This is a genomic window from Pseudomonas marginalis (genome assembly GCF_008692035.1).
In the GTDB taxonomy this organism is placed as follows: Bacteria; Pseudomonadota; Gammaproteobacteria; order Pseudomonadales; family Pseudomonadaceae; genus Aquipseudomonas; species Aquipseudomonas marginalis.
Window position 1 is genome coordinate 2,393,331 of record NZ_VTFG01000001.1, and the last position, 23,566, is coordinate 2,416,896.

Annotated in this window: 24 protein-coding genes; 13 read left to right on the top strand and 11 right to left on the bottom strand. The window is 60.5% G+C overall.

Annotated elements, in window-relative coordinates; translation table 11 throughout:
- Nucleotides 1-5: 5 nt before the first annotated feature.
- Together FX984_RS11160 and FX984_RS11165 are read right to left on the bottom strand one after the other, a co-directional pair.
- Entirely contained in the window at nt 6-1,721 is a 1,716-nt protein-coding gene (locus FX984_RS11160) for a copper resistance system multicopper oxidase (RefSeq protein ID WP_146476733.1), read from the bottom strand.
- A 130-nt stretch (nt 1,722-1,851) separates the two neighbouring features.
- Nucleotides 1,852-2,241 carry a hypothetical protein gene (locus FX984_RS11165; protein ID WP_017134854.1) on the bottom strand — a complete coding sequence of 130 codons (390 nt, stop codon included), beginning with the start codon at nt 2,239-2,241 and terminating at the stop codon, nt 1,852-1,854.
- A gap of 154 nt (nt 2,242-2,395) precedes the next feature.
- On the opposite strand from FX984_RS11165, the gene FX984_RS11170 reads away from it, so the two are divergent.
- A complete protein-coding gene (locus tag FX984_RS11170; protein WP_027603771.1) occupies nt 2,396-2,671 on the top strand; it encodes a hypothetical protein in 276 nt (91 codons plus the stop codon).
- 48 nt (nt 2,672-2,719) lie between these two features.
- Here FX984_RS11170 and FX984_RS11175 read toward each other — a convergent pair whose 3' ends face one another.
- Nucleotides 2,720-4,066, bottom strand: coding sequence for a DEAD/DEAH box helicase (locus FX984_RS11175; RefSeq protein WP_027603770.1), 1,347 nt, complete (start codon nt 4,064-4,066; stop codon nt 2,720-2,722).
- Between the two features lie 193 nt (nt 4,067-4,259).
- On the opposite strand from FX984_RS11175, the gene FX984_RS11180 reads away from it, so the two are divergent.
- The 6 genes from FX984_RS11180 to FX984_RS11205 all read left to right on the top strand — a co-directional run bounded on the left by FX984_RS11180 (nt 4,260) and on the right by FX984_RS11205 (nt 10,628).
- Nucleotides 4,260-5,546 carry a mechanosensitive ion channel family protein gene (locus tag FX984_RS11180; RefSeq protein WP_098478932.1) on the top strand — a complete coding sequence of 429 codons (1,287 nt, stop codon included), beginning with the start codon at nt 4,260-4,262 and terminating at the stop codon, nt 5,544-5,546.
- 273 nt (nt 5,547-5,819) lie between these two features.
- Entirely contained in the window at nt 5,820-7,199 is a 1,380-nt protein-coding gene (locus tag FX984_RS11185; RefSeq protein WP_223841622.1) for an iron-containing redox enzyme family protein, read from the top strand.
- A 12-nt stretch (nt 7,200-7,211) separates the two neighbouring features.
- Nucleotides 7,212-7,526, top strand: a complete 315-nt coding sequence (locus FX984_RS11190; RefSeq protein ID WP_146476734.1) for a Rieske 2Fe-2S domain-containing protein — start codon at nt 7,212-7,214, stop codon at nt 7,524-7,526.
- An 8-nt stretch (nt 7,527-7,534) separates the two neighbouring features.
- Nucleotides 7,535-8,716: an MFS transporter gene (locus tag FX984_RS11195; protein ID WP_027603766.1), complete on the top strand. Its 1,182-nt coding sequence runs from the start codon at nt 7,535-7,537 to the stop codon at nt 8,714-8,716.
- 3 nt (nt 8,717-8,719) lie between these two features.
- Nucleotides 8,720-9,946 carry an ATP-grasp domain-containing protein gene (locus FX984_RS11200; RefSeq protein ID WP_223841623.1) on the top strand — a complete coding sequence of 409 codons (1,227 nt, stop codon included), beginning with the start codon at nt 8,720-8,722 and terminating at the stop codon, nt 9,944-9,946.
- Between the two features lie 4 nt (nt 9,947-9,950).
- Nucleotides 9,951-10,628: a phenylalanine--tRNA ligase beta subunit-related protein gene (locus tag FX984_RS11205; protein WP_027603764.1), complete on the top strand. Its 678-nt coding sequence runs from the start codon at nt 9,951-9,953 to the stop codon at nt 10,626-10,628.
- A gap of 28 nt (nt 10,629-10,656) precedes the next feature.
- Here the strand turns inward: FX984_RS11205 and FX984_RS11210 are convergent, their stop codons facing one another.
- The 4 genes from FX984_RS11210 to FX984_RS11225 all read right to left on the bottom strand — a co-directional run bounded on the left by FX984_RS11210 (nt 10,657) and on the right by FX984_RS11225 (nt 13,297).
- Complete coding sequence (locus FX984_RS11210; protein WP_027603763.1) at nt 10,657-11,073, bottom strand: Lrp/AsnC family transcriptional regulator; 417 nt, start codon at nt 11,071-11,073, stop codon at nt 10,657-10,659.
- A 68-nt stretch (nt 11,074-11,141) separates the two neighbouring features.
- Complete coding sequence (locus FX984_RS11215; protein ID WP_027603762.1) at nt 11,142-12,017, bottom strand: carboxylate/amino acid/amine transporter; 876 nt, start codon at nt 12,015-12,017, stop codon at nt 11,142-11,144.
- Nucleotides 12,018-12,228: 211 nt separating this feature from the next.
- Nucleotides 12,229-12,831 (bottom strand): FMN-dependent NADH-azoreductase, encoded by a 603-nt coding sequence (locus FX984_RS11220; RefSeq protein WP_065940625.1) that lies wholly within the window; start codon nt 12,829-12,831, stop codon nt 12,229-12,231.
- A 151-nt stretch (nt 12,832-12,982) separates the two neighbouring features.
- On the bottom strand, nt 12,983-13,297 hold the full coding sequence (locus tag FX984_RS11225; RefSeq protein WP_027603760.1) for a hypothetical protein: 315 nt from the start codon (nt 13,295-13,297) through the stop codon (nt 12,983-12,985).
- Nucleotides 13,298-13,346: 49 nt separating this feature from the next.
- Between FX984_RS11225 and FX984_RS11230 the strand changes: the two genes are divergently transcribed.
- The 5 genes from FX984_RS11230 to aqpZ all read left to right on the top strand — a co-directional run bounded on the left by FX984_RS11230 (nt 13,347) and on the right by aqpZ (nt 18,419).
- Nucleotides 13,347-14,270 (top strand): PA3225 family LysR-type transcriptional regulator, encoded by a 924-nt coding sequence (locus tag FX984_RS11230; RefSeq protein ID WP_027603759.1) that lies wholly within the window; start codon nt 13,347-13,349, stop codon nt 14,268-14,270.
- Between the two features lie 14 nt (nt 14,271-14,284).
- Nucleotides 14,285-15,088 (top strand): alpha/beta fold hydrolase, encoded by an 804-nt coding sequence (locus FX984_RS11235; protein WP_027603758.1) that lies wholly within the window; start codon nt 14,285-14,287, stop codon nt 15,086-15,088.
- Nucleotides 15,089-15,091: 3 nt separating this feature from the next.
- Nucleotides 15,092-15,655, top strand: coding sequence for a peptidylprolyl isomerase (locus FX984_RS11240; protein WP_027603757.1), 564 nt, complete (start codon nt 15,092-15,094; stop codon nt 15,653-15,655).
- Nucleotides 15,656-15,737: 82 nt separating this feature from the next.
- The gene (locus FX984_RS11245; RefSeq protein ID WP_092355301.1) at nt 15,738-17,570 is read left to right on the top strand and encodes an ABC transporter ATP-binding protein; all 1,833 of its coding nucleotides are present in this window, start codon (nt 15,738-15,740) and stop codon (nt 17,568-17,570) included.
- 147 nt (nt 17,571-17,717) lie between these two features.
- Entirely contained in the window at nt 17,718-18,419 is a 702-nt protein-coding gene (gene aqpZ / locus FX984_RS11250) for an aquaporin Z (protein ID WP_092355304.1), read from the top strand.
- Nucleotides 18,420-18,428: 9 nt separating this feature from the next.
- On the opposite strand, the gene FX984_RS11255 is transcribed toward aqpZ, so the two are convergent.
- A complete protein-coding gene (locus FX984_RS11255; RefSeq protein ID WP_092355484.1) occupies nt 18,429-19,553 on the bottom strand; it encodes a GNAT family N-acetyltransferase in 1,125 nt (374 codons plus the stop codon).
- A 283-nt stretch (nt 19,554-19,836) separates the two neighbouring features.
- Between FX984_RS11255 and FX984_RS11260 the strand changes: the two genes are divergently transcribed.
- Nucleotides 19,837-21,180, top strand: coding sequence for a putative porin (locus FX984_RS11260; protein ID WP_027603753.1), 1,344 nt, complete (start codon nt 19,837-19,839; stop codon nt 21,178-21,180).
- Between the two features lie 107 nt (nt 21,181-21,287).
- Here FX984_RS11260 and FX984_RS11265 read toward each other — a convergent pair whose 3' ends face one another.
- Genes FX984_RS11265 through FX984_RS11275 form a run of 3 tightly spaced genes read right to left on the bottom strand, consistent with a single transcriptional unit; the run spans nt 21,288 to nt 23,280 of the window.
- Nucleotides 21,288-21,533 carry an anti-sigma factor family protein gene (locus tag FX984_RS11265; protein WP_098478930.1) on the bottom strand — a complete coding sequence of 82 codons (246 nt, stop codon included), beginning with the start codon at nt 21,531-21,533 and terminating at the stop codon, nt 21,288-21,290.
- Nucleotides 21,527-22,141: an RNA polymerase sigma factor gene (locus FX984_RS11270; protein WP_098478929.1), complete on the bottom strand. Its 615-nt coding sequence runs from the start codon at nt 22,139-22,141 to the stop codon at nt 21,527-21,529. Before FX984_RS11270 ends, FX984_RS11265 begins: the two co-directional genes overlap by 7 nt.
- Nucleotides 22,142-22,158: 17 nt before the next feature.
- On the bottom strand, nt 22,159-23,280 hold the full coding sequence (locus tag FX984_RS11275) for a beta-ketoacyl-ACP synthase III (protein ID WP_131698652.1): 1,122 nt from the start codon (nt 23,278-23,280) through the stop codon (nt 22,159-22,161).
- Between the last annotated feature and the right edge of the window lie 286 nt (nt 23,281-23,566).

Genomic DNA, 23,566 nt, shown 5'->3' on the forward strand with positions numbered 1-23,566 from the left:
CGTCCTCATTCATGTACGCGCACTTCACGGAACATGCCCATTTCCATGTGGTACAGCAGGTGGCAGTGATAGGCCCAACGCCCCAGGGCATCGGCGGTCACGCGGTAACTGCGGCGCGAGCCCGGCGGCATGTCGATGGTGTGCTTGCGGACCTGGAACTGGCCGTTTTCATCCTCCAGGTCGCTCCACAGGCCGTGCAGGTGAATCGGGTGGCTCATCATCGTGTCGTTGACCAGCACCAGCCGGACGCGCTCGCCATAGGTCAGTTGCAAGGGCTCGGCATCGGAGAACTTCACGCCATTGAATGACCAGGCGAACTTCTCCATATGCCCGGTGAGGTGCAATTCAAGGGTGCGCGCGGGGTCGCGGCCATCGGGGTCCTCAAAGGTGCTGTGCAGGTCGGCGTAGGTCAGCACTCGCCGACCGTTGTTGCGCAGGCCGATACCGGGATCGTCGAGCTTGGGCACCGGGCTCATCGCCTGCATGTCCACCAAAGGGTTGTTCTGCTCGCTGGCCGGGTGGCTCTGCATCGACATCGCGCCCATCCCACTGTGATCCATGCCCGCCATATCCGGCATGTCCGCCATGGCGCCGTGATCCATCCCACCCATGCCCATGTCGTCCATGGTGAGCCAGGGGCGCGGCTCAAGTGCCGGTACGGGGGCCGTCGCCCCCGCCTGGCGGGCAAGCGTGCCACGGGCATAACCCGTGCGGTCCATGGACTGGGCAAACAGCGTGTAGGCCGCTGCCGTGGGCTCCACCAGCACATCGAAGGTTTCGGCGACCGCAATGCGGAACTCATCGACGCTGACCGGCTTGACCGGCTGGCCATCGGCGGCGATGACGGTCATCTTCAGCCCCGGAATGCGCACATCGAAATAGGTCATCGCCGAACCGTTGATAAAGCGCAGGCGTATTTTCTCCCCGGCTTCAAACACCCCGGTCCAGTTGAGGCCGGGGGGCTGGCCGTTGAGCAGGTAGGTGTAGGTCTGGCCGCTGACGTCCGCGAGGTCGGTAGGGTTCATCTTCATCTGCGCCCACATCAGCCGGTCGCTGACAGTGGCCGACCAGCCCTGCTTGCCCACATCCCGTGCGAAATCGCCCACGGTGGGCTTATGCAGGTTGTAGTAATCGGACTGCTTCTTGAGGGTCTTCATCAGGGCGACGGGGTCTTCGTCGGTCCAGTCCGAGAGCATCACCACGTAGTCGCGCTGGCAGGTGAAGGGCTCGGGCTCCAACGGCTCGATGACCAGCGGGCCGTACACCCCCTGCTGCTCCTGGAACCCGGAGTGGCTGTGGTACCAGTAAGTGCCGTGCTGTCTGACCTTGAACTGATAGACAAACACGCCACCCGGCTCGATGCCCTTGAAACTCAGGCCGGGCACGCCGTCCATGGTCGACGGCAACAAGATGCCGTGCCAGTGGATCGACGTCGGCTCGCTGAGGCGGTTGTGCACGCGCAGGGTCACGGTGTCGCCCTCACGCCAGCGCAGCAACGGGCCGGGCAGGCTGCCATTGATGGTCAACGCGGTGCGCTGTTGACCCGTGAGATTGACCGGCGTCTGCTCGATAAACAGAGCGAATTCGCTGCCCGCCAGCACCGTGGGCTCGCCCGCACTTGTCAGCGCCCATACCGGCGTGCGCCATAGCCCGAGCCCGCCCAGCAGGCCGCCGGCGGCCAGGCCTTTGACGAAGGTTCGTCTGGAGGTAGTAGAGTGCATGCCGATTCAAGTCCGTCAGTTGAATGGCAGCAGATTAGGGGTCGCCGGCTGTCAGCAACCTTAGCGGCAGATTACCGATCCGACAGTTTCGGCGTGCCCGGCACCGCCTGGGTGCCGGGGCATGGAGGGGTCAGGCAATCTGTGCCTTGGACGCCACCTCAGCGAAGGTCGCCGGATCCAACGCATCGGCCTGCTCATCCAGCACCTGGCGCGGGTGATCGTTGCCCGGGATGGAGCTGTCGATCAGCGCCAACAGCTGCGCGCCCAGGGCGGTCAGAATGAAATTCTCTCCGTTACCGCCTTCTTCCTCAGGCCGCGACTCGATAAACCCACGCTTGAACAACAGCGCTTCATAGTCCGCGGCGGTCTTTTTAAGCGCATCCAGGTTACCGGTGGACTCGCCCGCAGTGGCCTTCTCGGCCGCTTCCTGCTCGGCGTATTTGCGTGGGGCAAAGCTGCCCTCGCCGTTCTGCACTTCATGCAGCAGACGTTCGATCAGATCCCAGTTGTAAGTCGTCATCCTGATTCCTCCTGCAGGCCTAAGGAAAGTAGCCCGTCTGTAGGAGTGACCCTGTGGGTCTATGGCCGTTCATACCAACCGACGGGCGTCATTTCTCTGAACTTTCCAGACGTTCGCCCCCTCAACTGAGCATCACCGCCAAGGAGGTCCGACCATGAAAACCCTGATGAACCTGGCCATCGCCGCCACGTTGCTCACCGCCCTGCCTGCCTGGGCCTGCACTCCGGAGGAGGCCACGGCCAAGCGCGAGCAACTGGCCCAGGAAGTGGCCAAACTCACCGAGCAGAACCCGACCAAGGCCAAGGAGATGAACGACGAGCTGCAGAAGATGGACCTGGATACTGAAAGCGCGGAGTTCCCCGACAAGTGCCAGTTGATCGACGCCCGGCTCAAGGAATTGAAAGAAGCGGCGGCCAAGGCGAACAACTGAGGTTAAAAAAAACCGGACAACGTCCGGTTTTTTCACATCCCCCACGCCTTACTCGGCAGCGGGTGCTTCTGGCTTGCGACGCTTGAGCGGCGCCATGCCATCCTTGCTGACGAGCGACAGGTTGTCGGTCTTCGGCCGGTTGGCGATCTTGCGCTTGGTCGGCGACTTGGCACCGGCCTTTTTCTTCTCGCCCTTGGCGTCGGTTTTTTTCTTCTTCACGCCAACGGCCTTGCCCGACGCCTTGACCTTCTTCGGCCCGGTGTAGGTGCCTTTGACTTCCTTGATGGTGCGGCGCTCGAACGACTGCTTGAGGTAGCGCTCGATGCTCGACATCAGGTTCCAGTCGCCGTGGCAGATCAGCGAGATCGCCAGGCCATCGTTGCCCGCACGCCCGGTACGGCCGATACGGTGCACGTATTCGTCGCCGCTGCGGGGCATGTCGAAGTTGATGACCATGTCCAGGCCGTCCACGTCCAGGCCGCGCGCGGCGACGTCGGTGGCGACCAGGATCTTCACGCCGCCGGCCTTGAGGCGGTCGATCGCCAGTTTGCGGTCCTTCTGGTCTTTCTCGCCGTGCAGCACAAACGCCTTGTAGTCCTGGGCCACCAGGCGGCCGTAGATGCGGTCGGCGGCAGCGCGGGTGTTGGTGAACACGATGGCCTTCTGATAGGTCTCGTTGGCCAGCAACCAGTTGAGGATCTGTTCCTTGTGCACGTTGTGGTCAGCGGTGACGATCTGCTGGCGCGTGGTGGCGTTCAGGTCGCTGACGTTGTTGACCTGCAGGTGCTCAGGGTTGTTCAGGACCTTGGCGACCATCTCGCGCAGGGTCGAACCACCGGTGGTGGCGGAGAACAGCATGGTCTGCTGGCGGTTCACGCATTCAGCCACCAGGCGCTGCACGTCGTCGGCAAAGCCCATGTCGAGCATGCGGTCGGCTTCGTCGAGCACCAGCACCTCGACTTCCTTGAGGTCAAGGTTACCGGCGTTGAGTTGCTCGATCATGCGCCCAGGCGTGCCGATCAGGATGTCCGGCACCTTGCGCAGCATGGCGGCCTGGACCTTGAAGTCTTCGCCACCGGTGATCAGGCCGGACTTGATGAAGGTGAACTGCGAGAAGCGCTCGACTTCCTTCAAGGTCTGCTGGGCCAGCTCGCGGGTCGGCAGCAGGATCAGGGTCTTGATGCTGACGCGGACCTTGGCCGGGCCGATCAGGCGGTTAAGAATCGGCAGCACGAAAGCGGCGGTCTTGCCACTCCCGGTTTGAGCCGTCACCCGCAGGTCACGCCCTTCGAGCGCGAGCGGGATGGCCGCTGCCTGCACAGGCGTAGGCTCGACAAATTTAAGCTCGGCCACGGCTTTGAGCAGGCGTTCGTGCAGGGCGAATTGGGAAAACACGGGTGCTACCTCGAAGAAATACAAAAAATCAGCTGCATAGGGTACCGGTTTCGGGCGTCCAAACCGAGTGTCTTTACGCGAACGGCGCTAATCAGTTGCTTTTTTGTCAGAGCATTTGTCCACGGCATCAACTTTGTTGCACTTAAATGCTCTAATCGCGCCGTCTTGTCTTACAGAAGAATCGGTTTCATCCATGGATATCAAACAGCTCTGGCTCAACGTCCAAAACCTCTGGGGCACCCTCGACGAACACCCGCTGCTGCATGCCAGCCTCGGTTTCCTGGTGTTGCTGGTGGTGGCCCTGCTGCTCGGACGGGTGGCCCGTTACCTCATCCTCCACGCCGTCAAATTGCTCGGCCGGCAACCGGCGCTGCACTGGCTCAACGACCTGCGGCACAACAAAGTCTTCCACCGCCTGGCGCAGATGACGCCTTCGCTGGTGATCCAGTTCGGCCTGTACCTGGTGCCGGACCTGAGCAAGACCGCCATCCTGTTTATCGGCAACGTGGCCCTGGCCCTGACCATCCTGTTCCTGATGCTGGCCATGAGCGCCCTGCTCAACGCCCTGCTGGACATCTATGCGCGCACCGAACACGCGCGTACCCGCTCGATCAAGGGCTACGTGCAGTTGGCGAAGATGGTGCTGTACGTGTTTGGCGCGATCATCATCGTCGCGACCCTGATTGACCGTTCGCCACTGTTACTGCTGTCGGGCCTGGGTGCGATGTCGGCGGTGATCCTGTTGGTCTACAAGGACACGCTGTTGTCGTTCGTCGCCAGCGTGCAATTGACCAGCAACGACATGCTGCGCGTCGGCGACTGGATCGAAATGCCCCAGGTCGGCGCCGACGGCGATGTGGTGGACATCACCCTGCACACGGTCAAGGTGCAGAACTTCGACAAGACCATCGTCTCCATCCCGACCTGGCGCCTGATGTCCGAATCGTTCAAGAACTGGCGCGGCATGCAGGCCTCGGGTGGGCGACGCATCAAGCGCAGCCTGTTTATCGATGCCAGCGGCGTGCGCTTTTTGCGTGACGATGAAGAAGTACGCATGACCCAGGTGCACCTGCTCACCGACTACATCGGGCGCAAGCAGGCCGAACTCAAGGCCTGGAACGAAGCCCAGGGCCACAGCGCGCAACTGTCGGCCAACCGCCGGCGCATGACCAACCTCGGCACCTTCCGCGCGTATGCCCTGGCCTACCTCAAAAGCCATCCGGACATCCAGCCGAACATGACCTGCATGGTGCGCCAGATGCAAACCACCGCCGAGGGCGTGCCGCTGGAGATCTACTGCTTTACCCGCACCACCGCGTGGGCCGATTACGAGCGGATCCAGGGGGATATTTTCGACTACCTGCTGGCCGTGTTGCCGGAGTTCGGATTGAACCTGTACCAGCAACCCAGTGGCACCGACTTGCGCACCGGGATACTGGCCCTGGCAGGCACTGCCCGAACCTTGGAAACCCCGGAGTAGTGACAACGATATCGACGAGGGGCTGGGAAGCGCCTCGTCGCTATCTATATAGGACGATGGGCGCAACCGTATTCATCTAAACACGACCGATAAAAGCCAGCATCTATGTATAGCCGCTGCTGCCGATTATTCAACGGGCCCACCCCATAAAGAAAATTTCTCCTACGCCTTTAGTGAATTTCACTACTTGCGCGCACTATTTCTAATCTGTTTTAAAAAAAATCCACGCCTTAGCATCTGGCCATCAAACAACGCCAGCAAAAGGCCTCCCTCATGTTATGGACAACTCAGCTTTCCGATAATGCAGCAGACTTTGTATTAAGTTCGAATGCCGAAGCATTGACCCACTATTGTGGTGCTGGCGCCTTTGCTCAACCCCACGATTTTTATACCCAAAACCCCTACCAGCGCCCTTCGCGGCCGCAGGACGTCACCGATTCAATCATCACCACCTGCCTGACCAGCGACCAGCTTTCAAACAGCCAGCATCTATTGGCACAGCGGTTGTTATTGAATATCTACGAACAAGACCTGGTCTTCTTGCCCAAGCCGCCATTGGAACTCGACTTCAAGGCGTTCAAGCGTTTCTATGATCCCCAGCACGCGGCCAGTGGCAAAAAGATCCGCCCGTTGCTGGAACACTACTTGTACAACTGGCTCAAGGAAGAAGTACATATCAATGGCCCTTGGTGCCTGGACTCTTTTATCGCCCACACCGATAAAGTATTGGATGACGTCGCCCGATCCGAGTCCAAACTCCATGAAGTACTGACCACCAGCCGCCACCCCGAGCGAGCCGCCAGGTTTTTCATGACGCAGTGTGCGGGAGACTTCCTCAGTGAAGCATCGGCCATGGCCCGCAACGTACTGGGTAACAGCGGTGTGTACACCAGCGAATTGTTCAAGATCCTGATCGACGAGTACGGCTACGGCGTCGACAAAAAGAAGCACAGCACCATTTTTGAAGACATGCTCCAGGACATGGGCATGTCCCATCACGTGCACCACTACTGGCAGTTCTATACGCCGGCGTCGCTGTCGCTCACCAACTACTTCCACTACGTATCGGCCAACCATGGCGAGCTGTTCCGCTATATCGGCGCCATGTACTACACCGAAGCTACATTGGCGCTGACCACCAAGCACCAGTCACGCGCGATCAAGACCATCTTCAACGGCAACGTTTCCACGGACTATTTCGATGAGCATGCCCACATCGATGTGCACCACGGAAGAATGGCCCTCCAGCGCCTGATCATTCCCATGATCAAGCAGTTCGGCACCCAGATCATCCCCGACCTTATTCGCGGCTTTGAAGAGTTCAGGCTGCTTCAGGACATCGCCGACGAAGAGTTGTATGCCCATATCAACTGGCATGACGCGTTCGATGAGCATCGCGCACAGGCAGCGGCGCTCCAGGGCCACAAACCCGTGGACCTGAGGATTACCGAGACCGAACACGAGCTGTCGGTGCTGCATACCCACCCGAATGACGAACTGTTCTGGGTCGAATCAGGCGAGCTGGAGTTCGTCGCCAGCCCCGAACTGACGGTGCGCCTCAAGGCCGGCGAAGGCGTGGTAATTCCCAAGGGAATGCTGCACGGCACCCGCATCACCAGCCCGTCCTGCACGTACACCGTCACCGCCATCTGAGTAGGCAACCCAATGAAAGCCATCAGCCTGAATCTCGACCACGCCAACTTTGTGGCCGTGGGGGAAAGAACCTACTTTCTCAAGCGTCACGCCTATTCGACGCAATTGCTGCCCACCTCGTGCCCCCACCGTGGCGGCCCGCTGCACATGGGCGAAGTGACAGGCGACGGCCAAAGCGTGATCTGTCCCTGGCACGACAATGCCTACAAGGTCTGCAACCTGGAAAAAAAGGCGCTGCCCACCGTGCGCGTCATGAACCAGATCAGCACCGTCGTCGGCGACACCGAGCGCTGTGTGCCGCTGCTTAAAATCTCCCGTTACGACTGATGAAGCCCATGAATACTAAATCGACATTGACCGCGTTCTATTCAATCGTGACCCTCTTCACCGGCCTCGACATGGCGATTGTCATCGCGATGGTCTGGTTCGGCCTGGAGACTACCGGTTCGACATTCCTGGTCGGCGCCACCTTGTGCGTGGCCACCGTGGTGCCCTATTTGTGCGAACAGTACATCGGCAAGTTCTTTACCATTGAACTCAGCCTGAAACGGCTGCTGTACATTCGCCTGGCGGCCTTCGCCGCAGTACTGGGGCTGTCGTTTACCCAGGCCGCCTTGCTGCCCATCGGCTTCCTGGCCATCGCGTTCGTGGTGGGCGTCACCGACTACTTCACCATCAGCACCCTGGAATCGAAAAATACCAAGCTGGTGCTGGCCGGCCTCACCGACAGCGATACCTGCGCGCGGTTGATGCAAACCTCCATCCAGATCGGTGCCTTCGGCGGTGCGCTGCTGGGCGGGTTGATCGTGGATGTGTTCTCGGTCAACCAGACACTGCAGATCATCAGCCTGGCGGCGATCCTCTCGCTCGCGGCCATCCTCCTGGTGGCCGACAACCCCAACGAACATACCGCCGAACAGGCCACAGGGCCCTCCACTGCGCGGCCGCTGGACCTGCCGCGCAACCTCTACATCCTGATCATCGTGTTGAGCATGATCGGGTTCCATATCGGCGCGTTCAACAGCCTGGTGCCCATCGTTTTTCAAAAGCTCAATGAGTGGAATGCCACCCTGTTCGGCGTCGCCAGTGGCCTGGCCGGCCTGGGCGCCTTCAGCGCCGCGGTATTGCCGCGCATCAAGCTCAACAGCTACGGGGCCATCTCGCTGGTGATACTGGCGGACGTGGCAATCGTCTACTTCCAGAACCTCTACGTGATGATGGCCGCGGCCTTCCTGCTGGGTTTTTGCATCAACAGCCTGCGGATCCAATTGCGTAAAACCCTGATCGAGTCGGCGCCCAACGCCCGGGTAGCCGATGTGATCGCGGCCAAGAGTTCGCTCTACTACCTGCTGGTCAGTGGCTCGGCACCGATGATCCTGACGTTCTTCACCACCTCGGGATTTCTCGGACTCGAAGGCGCCCGCCTGTTGATGATCGTCTCCGCCGGCCTGTTGGCCACCGCCGTACTGGCATGGAAACTGACCCCGGCCGCCGCGCCCACGGCCACCACGGAATAAGGAATGCACGACGTGAAAACCGTACTCATCGTTGACCCGTTCTCCACGGGCAAACTCTACGCGCCCTTGCTCAACGCACAGGGCATACGGTGCATCGCCGTGATCTCCACGCGCGCCTTGCCTGAACACTTCACCAACGACTTGATCACAGAGAACTTCCATGAGGTGTATGCCTGGGAAGAGAGCCTGTTGATTACCCTGGAAGCCTTGTCACCGAGCGCCGTGATCGCCGGTTGCGAAACCGCGATCTACCTCACGGACTACCTGACGGAGCTGCTCGACATCCCGGGCAACAGCCGTATCACCAGCGACCTGCGACGCAACAAATTCTCCATGCAGCAGGCGCTGAAAAAATACCAGTTGGCCCACATCGATTCGCACTTGCTGAGCTCACCGAGCCGCATCGGCGAAGTGCTGGCCAAACTCGACGACTCCGCCACCTATGTGGTCAAGCCGCTGAACTCGGCCGCCACCGAAGGCGTGGTGTTTGCCCAGGGCAAGCGCGAAGTGGAGACCGCCTTGAAAAACGCGGCCTGGCAGCAGAAAAACGACCTGGGCGAAGTCAATCTCGGTTTTATCGTGCAGTCGTTCATAGCGGGACCGGAGTACGTGGTAGACATGGTCGCCTTTGACGGCACCTACGTCGTTGCCAGCGTCTGCAAGTACACCAAGATCCAGAAGAACGGCAGCATGTTTGTCTACGAAAGCCTCGACACCCTCGACCCGCGGGCTGAAGAACTGCAACCGCTGACCGATTACGCGCGCCAGGCGGCAGCGGCCCTGGGCGTGCGGGTCGGGCCGATTCATATGGAAATCATCTGGTCTGAGGCCGGGCCGGTGATGATCGAGGCCGGCGGTCGCTTGCACGGCGGCATCGCGCCCCTGCTGTTCCAGCAGGTGTATCACCCCGACTTGCTGTCACTGTCGATCGACAGCTACCTCGGCCACCCACGCCCCCAGGCCGATGCGGTCAGCCAGATCAGCCATGGCCGGATCGGTTTCTTCTGTTCCGATGAACGCCATGCCTTCGCTCCGCCCTCACCCCAGGCCATACAAAGCGCCCAGGCGGACGAGGCCTATTGCGGGCACCGCTATTTCATCGGCGCCGGCGATACCACGCCGGTCACGATCGACTTCGCCACCTGTCCAGGGCTGTTCTGGCTGCAAAGCCCTTCGGCGCAGCAACTGGACACCAGTACCGCCAACCTGCGAAAAAAACTGTGGGGCTAAGGTTATGAAAAGTCGCTTGATCATCAGAAAGTCAGCCTGTGAGCTGGGCATCAATAATGCGTGCGCCGCCGTGATCGAAGACATCACCGTCTCGGATGACCAGAGCTTCGTCGGGGTACTGCAAAGTAACCTGAACCACGTGGCCTCGCGCCTTAACGAGCTGGACTCGAACGTCGTATACGAGGGGTTTGCCAAACAGCTCAAGAAACTCGGCTACGAAAATACCGTGAGCGCCAACGAAAAGCTGCTGCGCCGCTTCATCGCCAAAGGCGTGTACCCCATCAACAACATCGTCGACGCCTATAACGCGGTCGCGATCCGGCATGGGGTCAGCATCGGCGTGCACACCTATCATCAGAAGGATGACATCTACGTGATGCGGTCGGAAAAGCCGAGGGTGCTACGCCCCCTGTTCGCCAAGAAGGCCATCACGATTCCCGTCGGCGATATCGTCTATACCTGCGGTGATGTGCCGTTGGCGAGCATCGGCAAGGTGGATGCCGATGCCCATGACTTCCGGCTGACAAAAGACTCGTCGAGGTTGTTGGTGGTGATCCTGGGGCACGACGACACATCGTTCCAGTTCAACCAGGCGGTCATCGAAGAACTCGTGGACACCCTGCGCCAGAAAATGCCGAACCTGAGCCATCATTTTCTTGAAACCGTGCGCGACCACGCCTGAAGCCAGCACATCAAGGGGTGGCCGGCGCCTAGCGCCAGGCCTTCAGCACCGGGTTGACCACCACTTCCTTCACATGCTCGATCTTCAGCAGGCTGTCCTTGAAGACCATCAGTTCTTCAAAGCTCCTGTACCGAACGTCGAGCATCATGTCCACGTCGCCAAACAGGGAATAGGCATGCACCACCTGGCTGAACTGCTGGATCTTCGGAAACACCAGATGGCAGTTGCTGCCATTGAGCGTCAGCATCAAGAACGCCGCTTGCAGGGTCTCATCGCCCTCGGCGACGTTGATGGTGAAGCCCAGGATGATGCCTTTTTCAATCAGCTTTTGAACGCGCGACTCCACTGCGGTTCGAGACTTGTGAACTTGCCGCGCCAATTGCGCCAGGCTGACTCGGGAGTCATCCTTCAAGGCTGCAATGATCAGTTCATCAATCTTGTCCACTCTGCCGCCCCCACACCGTTCTTTTCGATAGCAGACTTTCATTGCCGCTCACGCTCGCCTTCGACCGATCACGTCGCAGACTGTACGCCAGGCGCGGGCTTTACGCCCAATCGACTTATCCACACCGCCCCCAGGATCACCAGGCCACCCAAGGCCAGGCGACCCAGCGGCTCGTGCTGGTTCCAGATCAGCAGGTTCAGCAACAATCCTACCGGCACATGCAGGTTGTTCATCACCGCCAGGGTTCCGCCATGCACCAGGCAGGCGCCTTTGTTCCACCAATAAATGCCAAGGGCAGTGCTGACCAGCCCGAGGAACAGCAAGACACCCCATTGCAGCGGCGCTTGCGGCAGGAAATCGGCCTTGCCGAACAACAGGAACGCCGGCAACACCACCAGCAACGCACCGAGGTAGAAGTAACCGAAGCGCCGGTAGTGCGGCAGGTCACTCGGGTAGCGTGCCACCAGGTGCTTGTACATCACTTGCCCGGCGGCGTAGGTGAAGTTAGCCAGTTGCAGCAGCAGGAAGCCCATCAGGAAGTGCGGGGTGATCTGGTCGAAGCGAATCACCGCCGCCCCCGCCACTGCCACCAGGGCAGCAACCAGTGCCCACGGGTTGAAGCGCCGGTTGAGCGCATCTTCGATCAGGGTCACGTGCAACGGCGTGAGGATGGTGAACAGCAGCACCTCCGGCACCGTAAGCACACGAAAGCTCAGGTACAGGCACACATAGGTCACGCCGAACTGCAGCGCGCCGATCACCAGCAGGCCGCGCATAAAGGCAGGTTCGACCGAACGCCAGCGAGTCAGCGGGATAAAGACCAGCCCGGCCAGTACCACACGCACCAGCACCGCGAAGTAGCTGTCGACGTGACCGGCGAGGTATTCGCCGATCAAGCTGAAGGAAAATGCCTGAATCAGGGTGACAACCAGTAGATAGCCCATGTGCGCCTCGCATCGAATGGGCGGGACATTAAAGGTTTTCGGCGATTGAAGAAACTCGGGGCAAAAAAAACCCGACCTCGCTAAAGCGGCAGTCGGGCAGGAGCACTCAGGAGCAACAAGTGCAAAGGGAGGTTCGTACGCGTACTTGAAGGGTTTGCGTGGAGCGATATAAACACCGCGCGATTATCTGACGATTAAAGGATCAACCACCTCACGCCACGAGCTGTACCAGCTGGGCCTTGGCGTGGTTGATGCCCTTTTCCTGGAAGTCCCCGCTCAGGTTCACCCCTTCGGCGTGAATGAAAGTGACGTCGTGGATGCCGATAAAGGCCATGACCTGGCGCAGGTACGGTTCCTGGTGATCGGAACTGGCGCCGGTGTGGATGCCACCCCGGGCGGTCAACACAATGGCACGCTTGCCGGTCAACAAACCTTGCGGCCCGGTGGGGGTGTACTTGAAGGTCACACCCGCCCGCAACACGTGATCCAGCCAGGCCTTGAGGGTGCTGGGGATGGCGAAGTTGTACATCGGTGCAGCCATCACCAGCACGTCGGCGGCCAGCAGTTCGTCGGTCAACTCGTTGGAGCGGTCGAGGGAAGCCTGTTCGCTACCGTTGCGCTGATCCGCCGGTTTCATCCAGCCGCCGAGCAGGTTGGCGTCCAGGTGCGGAACCGGGTTGAGCGCCACGTCACGCACCGTGATCCGGTCCATCGGGTGGGCGGCCTGCCATTGGCTGATGAACTGCTGGGTCAGTTGACGGGAGATCGAATCCTGCTGGCGGGCGCTGCTTTCGATGATCAGGACATTGGACATGGCTTCGTAGGCTCCATCTGTAATTGCTGTAAGTCGATGGAGTGGAGATTAGACAGAGCCAATTCGATAAAAAAGCGCAAAAAACTGCTATAACCAATCTATAAATTTGTTTATAAGCGGAGTATCGCGAGGGGCATGCTCCGCTGCTGTGTTATTTCGGCGCGCAGGCCAACGCGATACGCATCTTGATAATGGCGCGGTTGAACTTGACCGTGGTGTTGGTGCTTTTCCCCGCCGGCACCGTAACCGTGCGACGACGCGGCGATTCCGGACCATTGGTGAACGTTACCGAACACACGGCGTCCTGGGTGCCGTAGTTATTCAGCTGGATCGAGCTGATATCGCCGTCCACGTCGGAGGCGGTGTAATCGATGCTCACGCCGTCGATCTTTTTCGTCACGTCGATGGGGTAGGCAAACGCGCTCATCGGCAGCAGCGTCAGCAACACACAACAGAATTTTCTCATTCGGCAGTCTCCAATAGGGACCGCCAGCTTAGGACAAGAGGAACACATCTTGAAAGCGCCCCGCGTTACCCTCGATCAATGGCGCACGCTGCAAGCCGTCGTCGACCACGGCGGCTTCGCCCAGGCAGCGGAAGCGCTGCACCGTTCGCAGTCCTCGGTGAGCTACACCGTGGCCCGTATGCAAGACCAACTCGGCGTGCCGCTGCTGCGCATCGACGGGCGCAAGGCGGTACTCACCGACGCCGGTGAAGTGCTGCTGCGCCGCTCCCGGCAACTGGTGAAAAACGCCAGCCAGCTGGAAGACCTCGCCCACCATATGGAACAGGGCTGGGAAGCCGAAGTGCGGCTGGTCGTCGATGCGGCCTATCCCAACGCGCGCCTGGTACGCGCACTCACCGCGTTCATGCCGCAGAGCCGTGGTTGCCGGGTGCGTTTGCGGGAAGAGGTGCTGTCCGGCGTCGAAGAGCTGTTGATCGAAGGCGTGGCCGACCTGGCGATTTGCGGCTTCAGCATCCCCGGCTACCTGGGCACCGAAATGAGCGACGTGGAGTTCGTCGCCGTGGCCCACCCCGAGCACGCCTTGCACCGCATGAACCGCGAGTTGAGCTTCCAGGACCTGGAAAGCCAGATGCAGGTGGTGATCCGCGACTCCGGCCGCCAGCAACCCCGGGATGTGGGCTGGCTTGGCGCTGAACAACGCTGGACCGTCGGCAGCCTGGCCACCGCCGCCGCCTTTGTCGGCAGCGGCCTGGGCTTTGCCTGGCTGCCACGGCACATGATCGAGCGTGAACTCGCCGAAGGCGTGCTCAAGCAGCTACCCTTGGAACAGGGCGGCAGCCGCCACCCCACGTTCTACCTGTATTCAAACAAGGACAAACCCTTGGGGCCGGCAACGCAGATCCTCGTGGAGCTGCTGCGCACCTTTGACACAGCCCCTCTGGACGCGCCTTTCGCCGCCCCCCAGCAAGCCTGAAACGGAGTTCATGCATGGCCTGGTTCGACCATGAAGGCTGCAGCCTGCACTATGAGGAATACGGCCACGGCACGCCGCTGATCCTGATCCACGGCCTGGGCTCCAGCAGCCAGGATTGGGAACTGCAGGTGCCGGCGCTGGCCCGCCACTACCGCCTGATCGTGGTGGATGTGCGCGGCCATGGGCGCTCCGACAAGCCTCGGGAGCGCTACAGCATCGAAGGGTTCACCTACGACCTGATCGCCCTGATCGAGCACCTGGACCTGCCGCCCGCCCATGTGGTGGGCTTGTCCATGGGCGGCATGATCGCCTTCCAACTGGCGGTGGACGAACCCGGCCGGGTCAAGAGCCTGTGCATCGTCAACAGCGCGCCGCAGGTCAAGGTACGCAGTGCCCGGGAGTACGGGTGGTGGGTCAAGCGCTGGACGCTCGCCCGTGTGCTCAGCCTCGCCACCATCGGCAAGGCACTGGGCGAGCGCCTCTTCCCCAAGCCGGGTCAGGCCGACCTTCGCCGCAAGATGGCCGAACGCTGGGCAAAAAACGACAAACGTGCTTATCTCGCCAGCTTCGATGCGATTGTGGGCTGGGGCGTACAGGAACGACTTTCGAGGATTACCTGTCCAACCCTGGTCATCAGCGCCGACCACGACTACACCCCCGTGGCCCAGAAAGAAAACTATGTAAAACTGCTGCCCGATGCGCGACTGGTGGTGATCGAGGATTCCCGCCATGCCACGCCCTTGGATCAACCCGAAGTCTTTAATACCACCCTGCTCGATTTTCTAGAGACAGTCGAAACCACTACCCAGGATCACTGACCCATGCTGAAAAAAATCGCCTTTTTTGCCGGTTCCGTTCTGTTCGCTGCCAACCTGATGGCCGCCGAGCCTTCCAAGGCGCCACACGTATTGATCTCCACCACCAACGGCGACATTGAAATCGAACTGGACCCGGTCAAGGCGCCGATCAGTACCAAGAATTTCCTCGCCTATGTCGACAAAGGCTTCTACACCAACACGATCTTCCACCGCGTGATCCCGGGTTTCATGGTCCAGGGTGGCGGGTTCACCCAGCAGATGTCGCAAAAGCCGACCGAAGCGCCGATCAAGAACGAAGCCAGCAATGGCCTGCATAACGTGCGTGGCACGCTGTCGATGGCCCGCACCTCGAACCCGGATTCGGCCACCAGCCAGTTCTTCATCAACGTGGCTGACAACGCCTTCCTCGACCCGGGTCGCGATGCCGGTTATGCCGTGTTCGCCAAAGTGGTCAAGGGCATGGATGTGGTCGACATCATCGTCAACTCCCAGACCACCACCAAGCAAGGCATGCAGAACGTGCCAATCGATCCTGTCCTGATCAAGTCGGCCAAGCGCATCGACTGAGGTCTGCAGGAAACTCCGCGCACGGCCCACAAGGCCGCGCGCGCATTTGAAAGGAGAGCCCGCCAGGCGGGCGTCAACCCTAATGCTCTATCGTCGTTTTGAACAACTGATCGATATTTTCCGCGACGCACCCAGCGCCGCCCCTCCCGACAAAGTCCTGCCCTTCTACCTCTACTACCTGCGCCAGGTGTGGCCGCACTTCGCCGCCTTGCTGGTGGTGGGCCTGATCGGCGCGCTGATCGAAGTCGCGCTGTTCAGCTACCTGAGCCGTATCATCGACCTGGCCCAGGGCACGCCACCCGCCAACTTCTTCCAGCTCCACAGCACCGAGCTGATCTGGATGGCCGTGGTCGCCCTGCTGCTGCGCCCGATCTTCGGCGCCTTGCACGACCTGCTGGTGCACCAGACCATCAGCCCCGGCATGACCAGCCTGATCCGCTGGCAGAACCACAGCTACGTGCTCAAGCAGAGCCTCAACTTCTTCCAGAATGACTTCGCCGGGCGTATCGCCCAGCGCATCATGCAAACCGGCAACTCCCTGCGCGACTCCGCCGTGGCGGCAGTGGACGCTATCTGGCACGTGGCGATCTACGCCATCAGCTCCCTGGTGCTGTTTGCCGAGGCCGACTGGCGCCTGATGATCCCACTCGTGACCTGGATCGTTTGCTACAGCCTGGCGCTGCGCTACTTCGTGCCGCGCGTGAAAGAACGCTCGGTGATCTCGTCGGAGGCACGCTCCAAACTGATGGGCCGCATCGTCGACGGCTACACCAACATCACCACCTTGAAGCTGTTCGCACACACCCAATACGAGCAGCAGTACGCCAAGGAAGCGATCATCGAGCAGACCGAAAAAACCCAGCTGGCCAGCCGCGTGGTGACCAGCATGGACATCGCAATCACCAGCATGAACGGCCTGCTGATCGTCACCACCACCGGCCTGGCCCTGTGGCTGTGGACACAGTCGCTGATCTCGGTGGGCGCGATTGCCCTGGCTACCGGCCTGGTGATTCGTATCGTCAACATGTCCGGCTGGATCATGTGGGTGGTCAACGGCATCTTCGAAAATATCGGCATGGTGCAGGACGGCCTGAAAACCATCGCCCAACCCCTGGCCGTGATTGATCGCGACAACGCCCCGCGTTTAAGCGTGCCCCGTGGCGAAGTCCGCTTCGAGCACGTGGATTTCCACTACGGCAAGCAGAGCGGGATCATTGGCGGCCTGAACCTTGAGATCAAGGCCGGTGAAAAGATCGGCCTGATCGGCCCGTCCGGCGCGGGCAAGTCGACCCTGGTCAACCTGCTGCTGCGCCTCTACGACCTGCAAGGCGGGCGGATCCTGATCGACGGCCAGGACATCGCTGAAGTGGCCCAGGAAACCCTGCGCGAACAGATCGGCATGATCACCCAGGACACCTCGCTGCTGCACCGTTCGATCCGCGACAACCTGCTGTACGGCAAGCCGGACGCCACCGACGAAGAACTCTGGGCCGCCGTGCACAAGGCGCGTGCCGACGAGTTCATCCCGCTGCTGTCGGACTCGGAAGGGCGTACCGGGCTGGATGCCCACGTGGGCGAACGCGGGGTGAAACTCTCCGGTGGGCAGCGTCAACGTATCGCTATCGCCCGTGTACTGCTCAAGGATGCGCCGATCCTGATCATGGACGAAGCCACCTCGGCGCTGGATTCGGAAGTGGAAGCGGCGATCCAGGAAAGCCTGGAAACCCTGATGCAAGGCAAGACGGTGATTGCGATTGCGCACCGGTTGTCGACCATCGCGCGGATGGACCGCCTGGTGGTGCTGGAGAAAGGCCAGATTGCCGAGACGGGCAGCCATGCCGAGCTGCTGGCCCATGGCGGCTTGTATGCACGCTTGTGGCAGCACCAGACCGGGGGGTTTGTCGGCATCGACTGAAGCAAGCCCCCTCCCACATGGGTGGCCTGGATTTGTGTAAAAACCGTGCTGTACTCAGTGCAGTGCCCAGACGGGCGCTGAAGTAAATCTGCAGGGAGCATCACTGATTTACTGATTGGGTAGAGCGATCTATCAAGGACGTGCTGCATGTCTTTGTTCAAGCGTTCAGTCACAGAGGGGTTGGGAACGTTTTGGCTGGTGTTGGGCGGTTGCGGGAGTGCGGTGTTGGCCGCCGCTTTTCCCGCCGTCGGGATCGGGTTGCTGGGTGTGGCCCTGGCGTTCGGGCTCACGGTGCTGACCATGGCGGTGGCCATCGGGCATATCAGCGGTTGTCACCTCAACCCGGCGGTATCGGTGGGGCTGGTAGTGGGCGGGAGGTTTCCGGCCAGGGAGTTACCGGCGTACATCGTGGCCCAAGTCATTGGCGGGGTGGTCGCCGCCGCATTGTTGTACTTCATCGCCAGCGGCAGGCCGGGCTTTGAACTGGCCGGCGGACTGGCCTCCAACGGCTATGGCGAGCATTCGCCGGGCGGCTATTCAATGGCAGCGGGGTTTGTCTGCGAGCTGGTGATGACAGCGATGTTCGTGCTGATCATCCTCGGCGCCACCGACCACCGTGCCCCGAAGGGCCTCGCGCCCATCGCCATTGGCCTGGCCCTCACCTTGATCCACCTGATCTCCATCCCCGTGACCAACACCTCGGTCAACCCGGCCCGCAGTACCGGCCCGGCCTTGATCGTCGGCGGGTGGGCGATCCAGCAGTTGTGGATGTTCTGGCTCGCGCCGATCCTGGGTGCGGTGGCGGGCGGTGTTGTCTATCGATGGCTGGGCAAGGAGGAGCCGGCCTGAGGCAAAGGGTCAGCCCTGCCGGTAAGGCAGGGCTGCCCTCGCCTCTTCGGCATACGCCACAATCCCCACCCGTTCGCGCTCGAGGAAATCCTCGACGGCATTCTTCAACCCGGGATGGCGCAGGTAGTGCCATGACCGGGTGATCACCGGTTCAAACCCGCGAATCAATTTGTGCTCACCCTGGGCGCCGGCGTCGAAGCGTTGCAGGCCGTGGGCGATGGCGTAATCCATGCCCTGGTAGAAGCAGGTTTCGAAATGCAGCCGGTCAAACTCCGCCAGGCAACCCCAGTAGCGGCCGTAGAAGCTGTCGCCACCGATCAGGCTGAAGGCCATGGCCACTGGGCGTGTGCCTTGCTTGGCCAGCACCACACGGATCGCCTCGGGCATGCGTTCGGCGAGCAGGCTGAAAAATTCGCGGGTCAGGTAGGGTGTCTGGCGGCGGACCGCGTAGGTATTGGCGTAGCAGGCGTAGACAAAATCCCATTGCGCCTCGCTCAACTCGTGGCCTTGCAACCACTGGAAGTCGATGCCCTGCCCCGCCACTTGTTCGCGCTCCTTGCGCATCTGTTTGCGCTTGCGGGAACTGAGGGCATCGAGAAAATCCTGGAAGTCACGGTAACCACGGTTCTGCCAGTGAAACTGACAACCCAGGCGCTGCAACCAACCCGGTTGTTGGGCTAACGCCTCATCGGCCAAGCCGTCGGTGAAGTTGATATGGGCACTGGAGAGCCCTTCGATTTCCAGGTAGCCCGGCAGGCTCTTCAGCAGTTCGAAACCATCGTCGACGCTGGCCGCCAACAAGCGGGGGCCGCTGACCGGGCTGAATGGTACGGCCGTCAGCAGCTTGGGGTAGTAATCAATGCCCGCACGCTCGCAGGCATCGGCCCAACCATGGTCGAACACGTACTCGCCATAGGAATGCCATTTGCGATAACTGGGCAATGCCGCCACCAGGCGGTCGCCTTCCCAGTGCAACAAATGTTCCGGTTGCCAGCCCGATTGAGGGCCCAGGCTGGCACTGTCTTCCAGCGCGCTGAGGAAGGCGTGCCGCACAAAGGGCTGGGCGTCCGGCACCAGTGCGTCCCAGGCCTGCGGAGCGATTTCGGACAGGTTGTCCAGGCGTTGCAGCGGCATCGGCATCCTCACTACGTCATGGCATGAAAGCCTGGCGAGTATCGCTTATCGCAGGTCCGGGCACACCCCCAAATCGCCCGACAAGGCTCTAAATCAATAGTTCCATTCTTAAATAATTTGTCATCTACATGACATCACTTCGCCACTGCGCCGTCATAAACGATCGTGATACTGACGCCTGTTTTTAGAGCGCCTGGTTCTATCAGGTGGTTACTTTTCCGTCCGTCATCGGTCGGTTGTGTCCTGGATGGTTTGCCATCCCTCCTCACTTTCGGAGATTGATATGCGTCTTGCTTCCACTAAAACTGCAGCGGCCCTGTGCGGGGGCCTGTTACTGGCCCTGAGCGTTCCGGCCAGCGCTGCAGTCGACGCTAAATTGCTCGACATGCTCAAGGCCAACGGCCAGATCACCGCTTCGCAGTACACCGAACTGCAAAACGAGTTGGCCAAAGACCAGAAAGAACAGCAGATCGCACGGCAAGCTCAACAAGAGACCAACGAACAGATCGCGGCCACCGCGAAGAAAACCAACGAGCTGAGCAGCTTCGACCAGAAGCTGGCCTGGGCCGCCAAGACTCAGTTCAAGGGTGATGTGCGCATGCGCCACGAGACCATCAAGGTCGAAGGCGAAAATGGTGTCACCCGCGCCGGCGTCACCGGTCGTGACAAGGACCGCGAACGGATCCGCGCGCGCCTCGGCGCCTACACCGAAATCAACCCGCAGGTGGACACCGGTATTCGTATCGCCACCGGCGGCGGCAGCGATGCGCGCTCCACCAACCAGGACCTGGACGGCTACTTCGATAAAAAATCGATCTGGCTGGACCTCGGCTATATCGACTACCACCCCGACCAGATCAAAAACCTGCACATCATTGGCGGCAAAATGCTGCAGCCCTGGGTCAACATGGGCGATGTGATCTGGGATAGCGACATCAACCCGGAAGGCCTGGCACTCACCTACAAGTACCCACTGGGCGGCAGCGCCGAGCTGTTCGGCAGCCTGGGTAACTACAACCTCAAGGACAACGTGGACGGTGACGGCGTGCAGTACCGCCATGACCTGCGCCTGACCACCGGCCAGTTGGGGACCCGCTTCTCGGTGACCGACAACCTGAAAATGACCCTGGGCGGCAGCGTCTACGCCTACCAGAACGATGAAGACAGCCGCGCCTCAGGCACCAGTACCCCGAACGTGCTGGCCACCAACGGTAACACCCCCAACGGCGAGTTCCGCCTGTATGAAGGCTTCGGTCAAGTCGATATCGGCGGCCTGGCGGTCCCCCTGTCGTTCTACGGTCAGTACGTGAAAAACAACGACGCAATCGACGATGCGGACACGGCCTGGTTGCTGGGTGCCAAGTCCAAGGTGTTCGGTTTCAACCTGGACTACAACTATCGCGACGTGCAGAAAAACGCCGTGGTGGGTGCCTTCACCGATTCGGACTTCGGCGGCGGCTTCACGGGTTCCCGTGGTCACAAGTTCAAAGTCGGCTATGACATCGACAAGAACTTCGCCGTCGGCGCGACCTACTTCCTGACCAAGACTGACACCTACAGCCGCACGCTGGTGGACGGTAGCGCCAAAGCCAACACCTTCCAGCTGGATGCAGAAGCCAAGTTCTAAAGATAAGTGTTCAAGACCTCGGGCCAGGACGGCCCGAGGTGGCTGTACCAGACTTGCGTGGGTGGATCGGTCCCCATCATCCGTCCGATCGCCCCACGCGAGCCTGCTTATTCCCCGTCTTTCTGATCCTTGAGCCGCTCGGCAGCCAGCCGTTGCGCCAGGGTATCCACGTCTTTCACCGGTTCCTGCGGCAGCATCCGCAACGTCGCCTGCAGCAGGCGCATCTGGCGGATAAACCGTCGGCAGTTGGGGCAGAACATCAAGTGATGACGCACCAGCAGACGTTCGCGAAAGGTCAATTGCCCATCGAGATAGTCACTGGAACGTGCCACTTGTTCTTTACAGGTCAACATTCGCCCGTTTCCTCAAAATGCTCCACCGTGGCGAAGACTTTAAGCCGTGCTCGATGCAACAGCACGCGGACATTGGAGAGTGAGAGCGTCAGAAGATTACAGATCTCCTCCAGCTCCAGACCCTGGCGTTCACGCAGCACCAGCACACTGCTTTGCAGTTCAGACAGACTCAGCAGCGTATGTTCCAGGCAGTTGCGCAGCTCATCCTCGGTCAGCAGGGCTTCCGGGGTGTCCTGATGCCAGGCATACGGGGCGACGGCCCAGTGGCCATCATCGGCGGTAAAGCGGTCATCGCCGATGGTGCCATGGGGCGAAGGCAAGTCGTCGAGCAGCACTTCCCGACGATTCTGTTTGTAGCGCCCCTTGGCGGCGTTGGCAGTGATGGTCAGCAGCCAGGTCTTGAGGCTGGAACGCCCTTCGAATTTGGCCAGGTTGCGCACCACCGACAGCCAGGCGTCCTGCACCACTTCGTCGGCATGGCGCTGGCCAGCGATGGCATACGCCACCGCCCGCATTGCGCTTTGATACGTGGTGACCAGTTCCTTGTAGGCCCGTTGCTCGCCCTTGAGCAGTCGCTCAAGCAGGTGCGCGTCGTCCGCTGCTGCCATTCAAGACCTCGATTGTCTTAACGCTTGCGCAGGATCACGCTACCGATCGAATAGCCTGCGCCAAACGAACTGAGTACCGCGACGGCGCCCTTGGGCAGGTCGTCCTGGTAGGTGTGGAACGCAATCACCGAACCTGCCGAGCTGGTGTTGGCGTAAGTATCGAGGATCACCGGTGCTTCTTCTACCGTGGCTTCGCGGCCCAGCAGCTTCTTCACAATCAGGTGGTTCATGCTCAGGTTGGCCTGGTGCAGCCAGAAACGCTTCACATCGGCCACGTTCAACTGGTTCTCTTCCAGGTGCACGCCGATCAGCTCGGCGACCATCGGGCACACGTCGCGAAAGACCTTGCGGCCTTCCTGCACGAACAGCTTGTCGGGCGCACCGATGCCCTCTTCCGCCGCGCGGTTGAGAAAGCCGAAGTTGTTGCGGATGTTATTGGAGAACTTGGTCAGCAGCTTGGTGCTCACCACGTCGAACTGATGCTCGGACGTTGCCAGGTCGGCGCGCTCGAGGACCACCGCCGTGGCGGCGTCGCCGAAGATAAAGTGGCTGTCGCGGTCACGGAAGTTCAAGTGGCCGGTGCAGACTTCCGGGTTGACCATCAGGATCGCCCGGGCCTGGCCCAGCTGGATGCTGTTGGCGGCGTTCTGGATGCCGAAGGTCGCCGAGGAGCACGCCACGTTCATGTCGAAACCGAAGCCTGCGATGCCCAGGGCTTCCTGGACTTCGATGGCGATGGCCGGGTAGGCACGTTGCAGGTTGGAACAGGCGACGATCACACCATCGATGTCGGCGGCAGTCTTGCCGGCGCGCTGCAGGGCCTGCTCGGCGGCACCGATGGCCATCTGGCAAAGCACCGACCACTCGTCATTGCTGCGTTCGGGCAGGCGCGGCGCCATGCGCTGCGGGTCAAGGATGCCGTCCTTGTCCATCACGAAGCGGCTCTTGATGCCCGAGGCTTTTTCGATGAACGCAGCGCTCGACTCCGTCAGCGCCTGGACTTCACCGCGCTCGATGGCAGCGGCGTTGTCCGAGTTGAACTGGTGCACGTACGCATTGAAAGACTGCACCAGTTCTTCGTTGCTGATGCTGTTGGCAGGGGTGTAAAGGCCAGTGCCGCTGATGACGACGTTATGCACGATCGTTCCTCTAAATCTGTCAGGCAGATGATATTGGTACCGACGTACCAAACCGTAAGTAGTTCTATTCCGCCCAGCGGACATCAAACTGGCATCGCTTTATTCCATCGCGCCGTGGCTACACACCAGCCCATCACGACGATCCCGGCATTTATAACCGCGAAGTTTGCCACAAACCCTGGGGTTTGGCGCCATATGCCGGATAAACACCCCGATCAAAACGCCATCAAGTTTCAATGTGGGAGGGGGCTTGCCCTGATAGCGGTGTACCAGACACAGGTTCTGC

Excerpts from the sequence above, each read along its gene's own strand:
- FX984_RS11215 (WP_027603762.1), bottom strand. The coding sequence starts at position 12,017 with ATGGGCTATCTACTGGTTGTCACCCTGATTCAGGCATTTTCCTTCAGC.
- FX984_RS11195 (WP_027603766.1), top strand. The coding sequence starts at position 7,535 with ATGAATACTAAATCGACATTGACCGCGTTCTATTCAATCGTGACCCTC.
- FX984_RS11245 (WP_092355301.1), top strand. The coding sequence starts at position 15,738 with ATGCTCTATCGTCGTTTTGAACAACTGATCGATATTTTCCGCGACGCA.
- FX984_RS11225 (WP_027603760.1), bottom strand. The coding sequence starts at position 13,297 with ATGAGAAAATTCTGTTGTGTGTTGCTGACGCTGCTGCCGATGAGCGCG.
- FX984_RS11190 (WP_146476734.1), top strand. The coding sequence starts at position 7,212 with ATGAAAGCCATCAGCCTGAATCTCGACCACGCCAACTTTGTGGCCGTG.
- FX984_RS11180 (WP_098478932.1), top strand. The coding sequence starts at position 4,260 with ATGGATATCAAACAGCTCTGGCTCAACGTCCAAAACCTCTGGGGCACC.
- FX984_RS11260 (WP_027603753.1), top strand. The coding sequence starts at position 19,837 with ATGCGTCTTGCTTCCACTAAAACTGCAGCGGCCCTGTGCGGGGGCCTG.
- FX984_RS11170 (WP_027603771.1), top strand. The coding sequence starts at position 2,396 with ATGAAAACCCTGATGAACCTGGCCATCGCCGCCACGTTGCTCACCGCC.
- FX984_RS11270 (WP_098478929.1), bottom strand. The coding sequence starts at position 22,141 with ATGGCAGCAGCGGACGACGCGCACCTGCTTGAGCGACTGCTCAAGGGC.
- FX984_RS11165 (WP_017134854.1), bottom strand. The coding sequence starts at position 2,241 with ATGACGACTTACAACTGGGATCTGATCGAACGTCTGCTGCATGAAGTG.
- FX984_RS11235 (WP_027603758.1), top strand. The coding sequence starts at position 14,285 with ATGGCCTGGTTCGACCATGAAGGCTGCAGCCTGCACTATGAGGAATAC.
- FX984_RS11205 (WP_027603764.1), top strand. The coding sequence starts at position 9,951 with ATGAAAAGTCGCTTGATCATCAGAAAGTCAGCCTGTGAGCTGGGCATC.
- FX984_RS11265 (WP_098478930.1), bottom strand. The coding sequence starts at position 21,533 with ATGTTGACCTGTAAAGAACAAGTGGCACGTTCCAGTGACTATCTCGAT.
- FX984_RS11160 (WP_146476733.1), bottom strand. The coding sequence starts at position 1,721 with ATGCACTCTACTACCTCCAGACGAACCTTCGTCAAAGGCCTGGCCGCC.
- FX984_RS11240 (WP_027603757.1), top strand. The coding sequence starts at position 15,092 with ATGCTGAAAAAAATCGCCTTTTTTGCCGGTTCCGTTCTGTTCGCTGCC.
- FX984_RS11220 (WP_065940625.1), bottom strand. The coding sequence starts at position 12,831 with ATGTCCAATGTCCTGATCATCGAAAGCAGCGCCCGCCAGCAGGATTCG.
- FX984_RS11200 (WP_223841623.1), top strand. The coding sequence starts at position 8,720 with ATGCACGACGTGAAAACCGTACTCATCGTTGACCCGTTCTCCACGGGC.
- aqpZ (WP_092355304.1), top strand. The coding sequence starts at position 17,718 with ATGTCTTTGTTCAAGCGTTCAGTCACAGAGGGGTTGGGAACGTTTTGG.
- FX984_RS11185 (WP_223841622.1), top strand. The coding sequence starts at position 5,820 with ATGTTATGGACAACTCAGCTTTCCGATAATGCAGCAGACTTTGTATTA.
- FX984_RS11255 (WP_092355484.1), bottom strand. The coding sequence starts at position 19,553 with ATGCCGCTGCAACGCCTGGACAACCTGTCCGAAATCGCTCCGCAGGCC.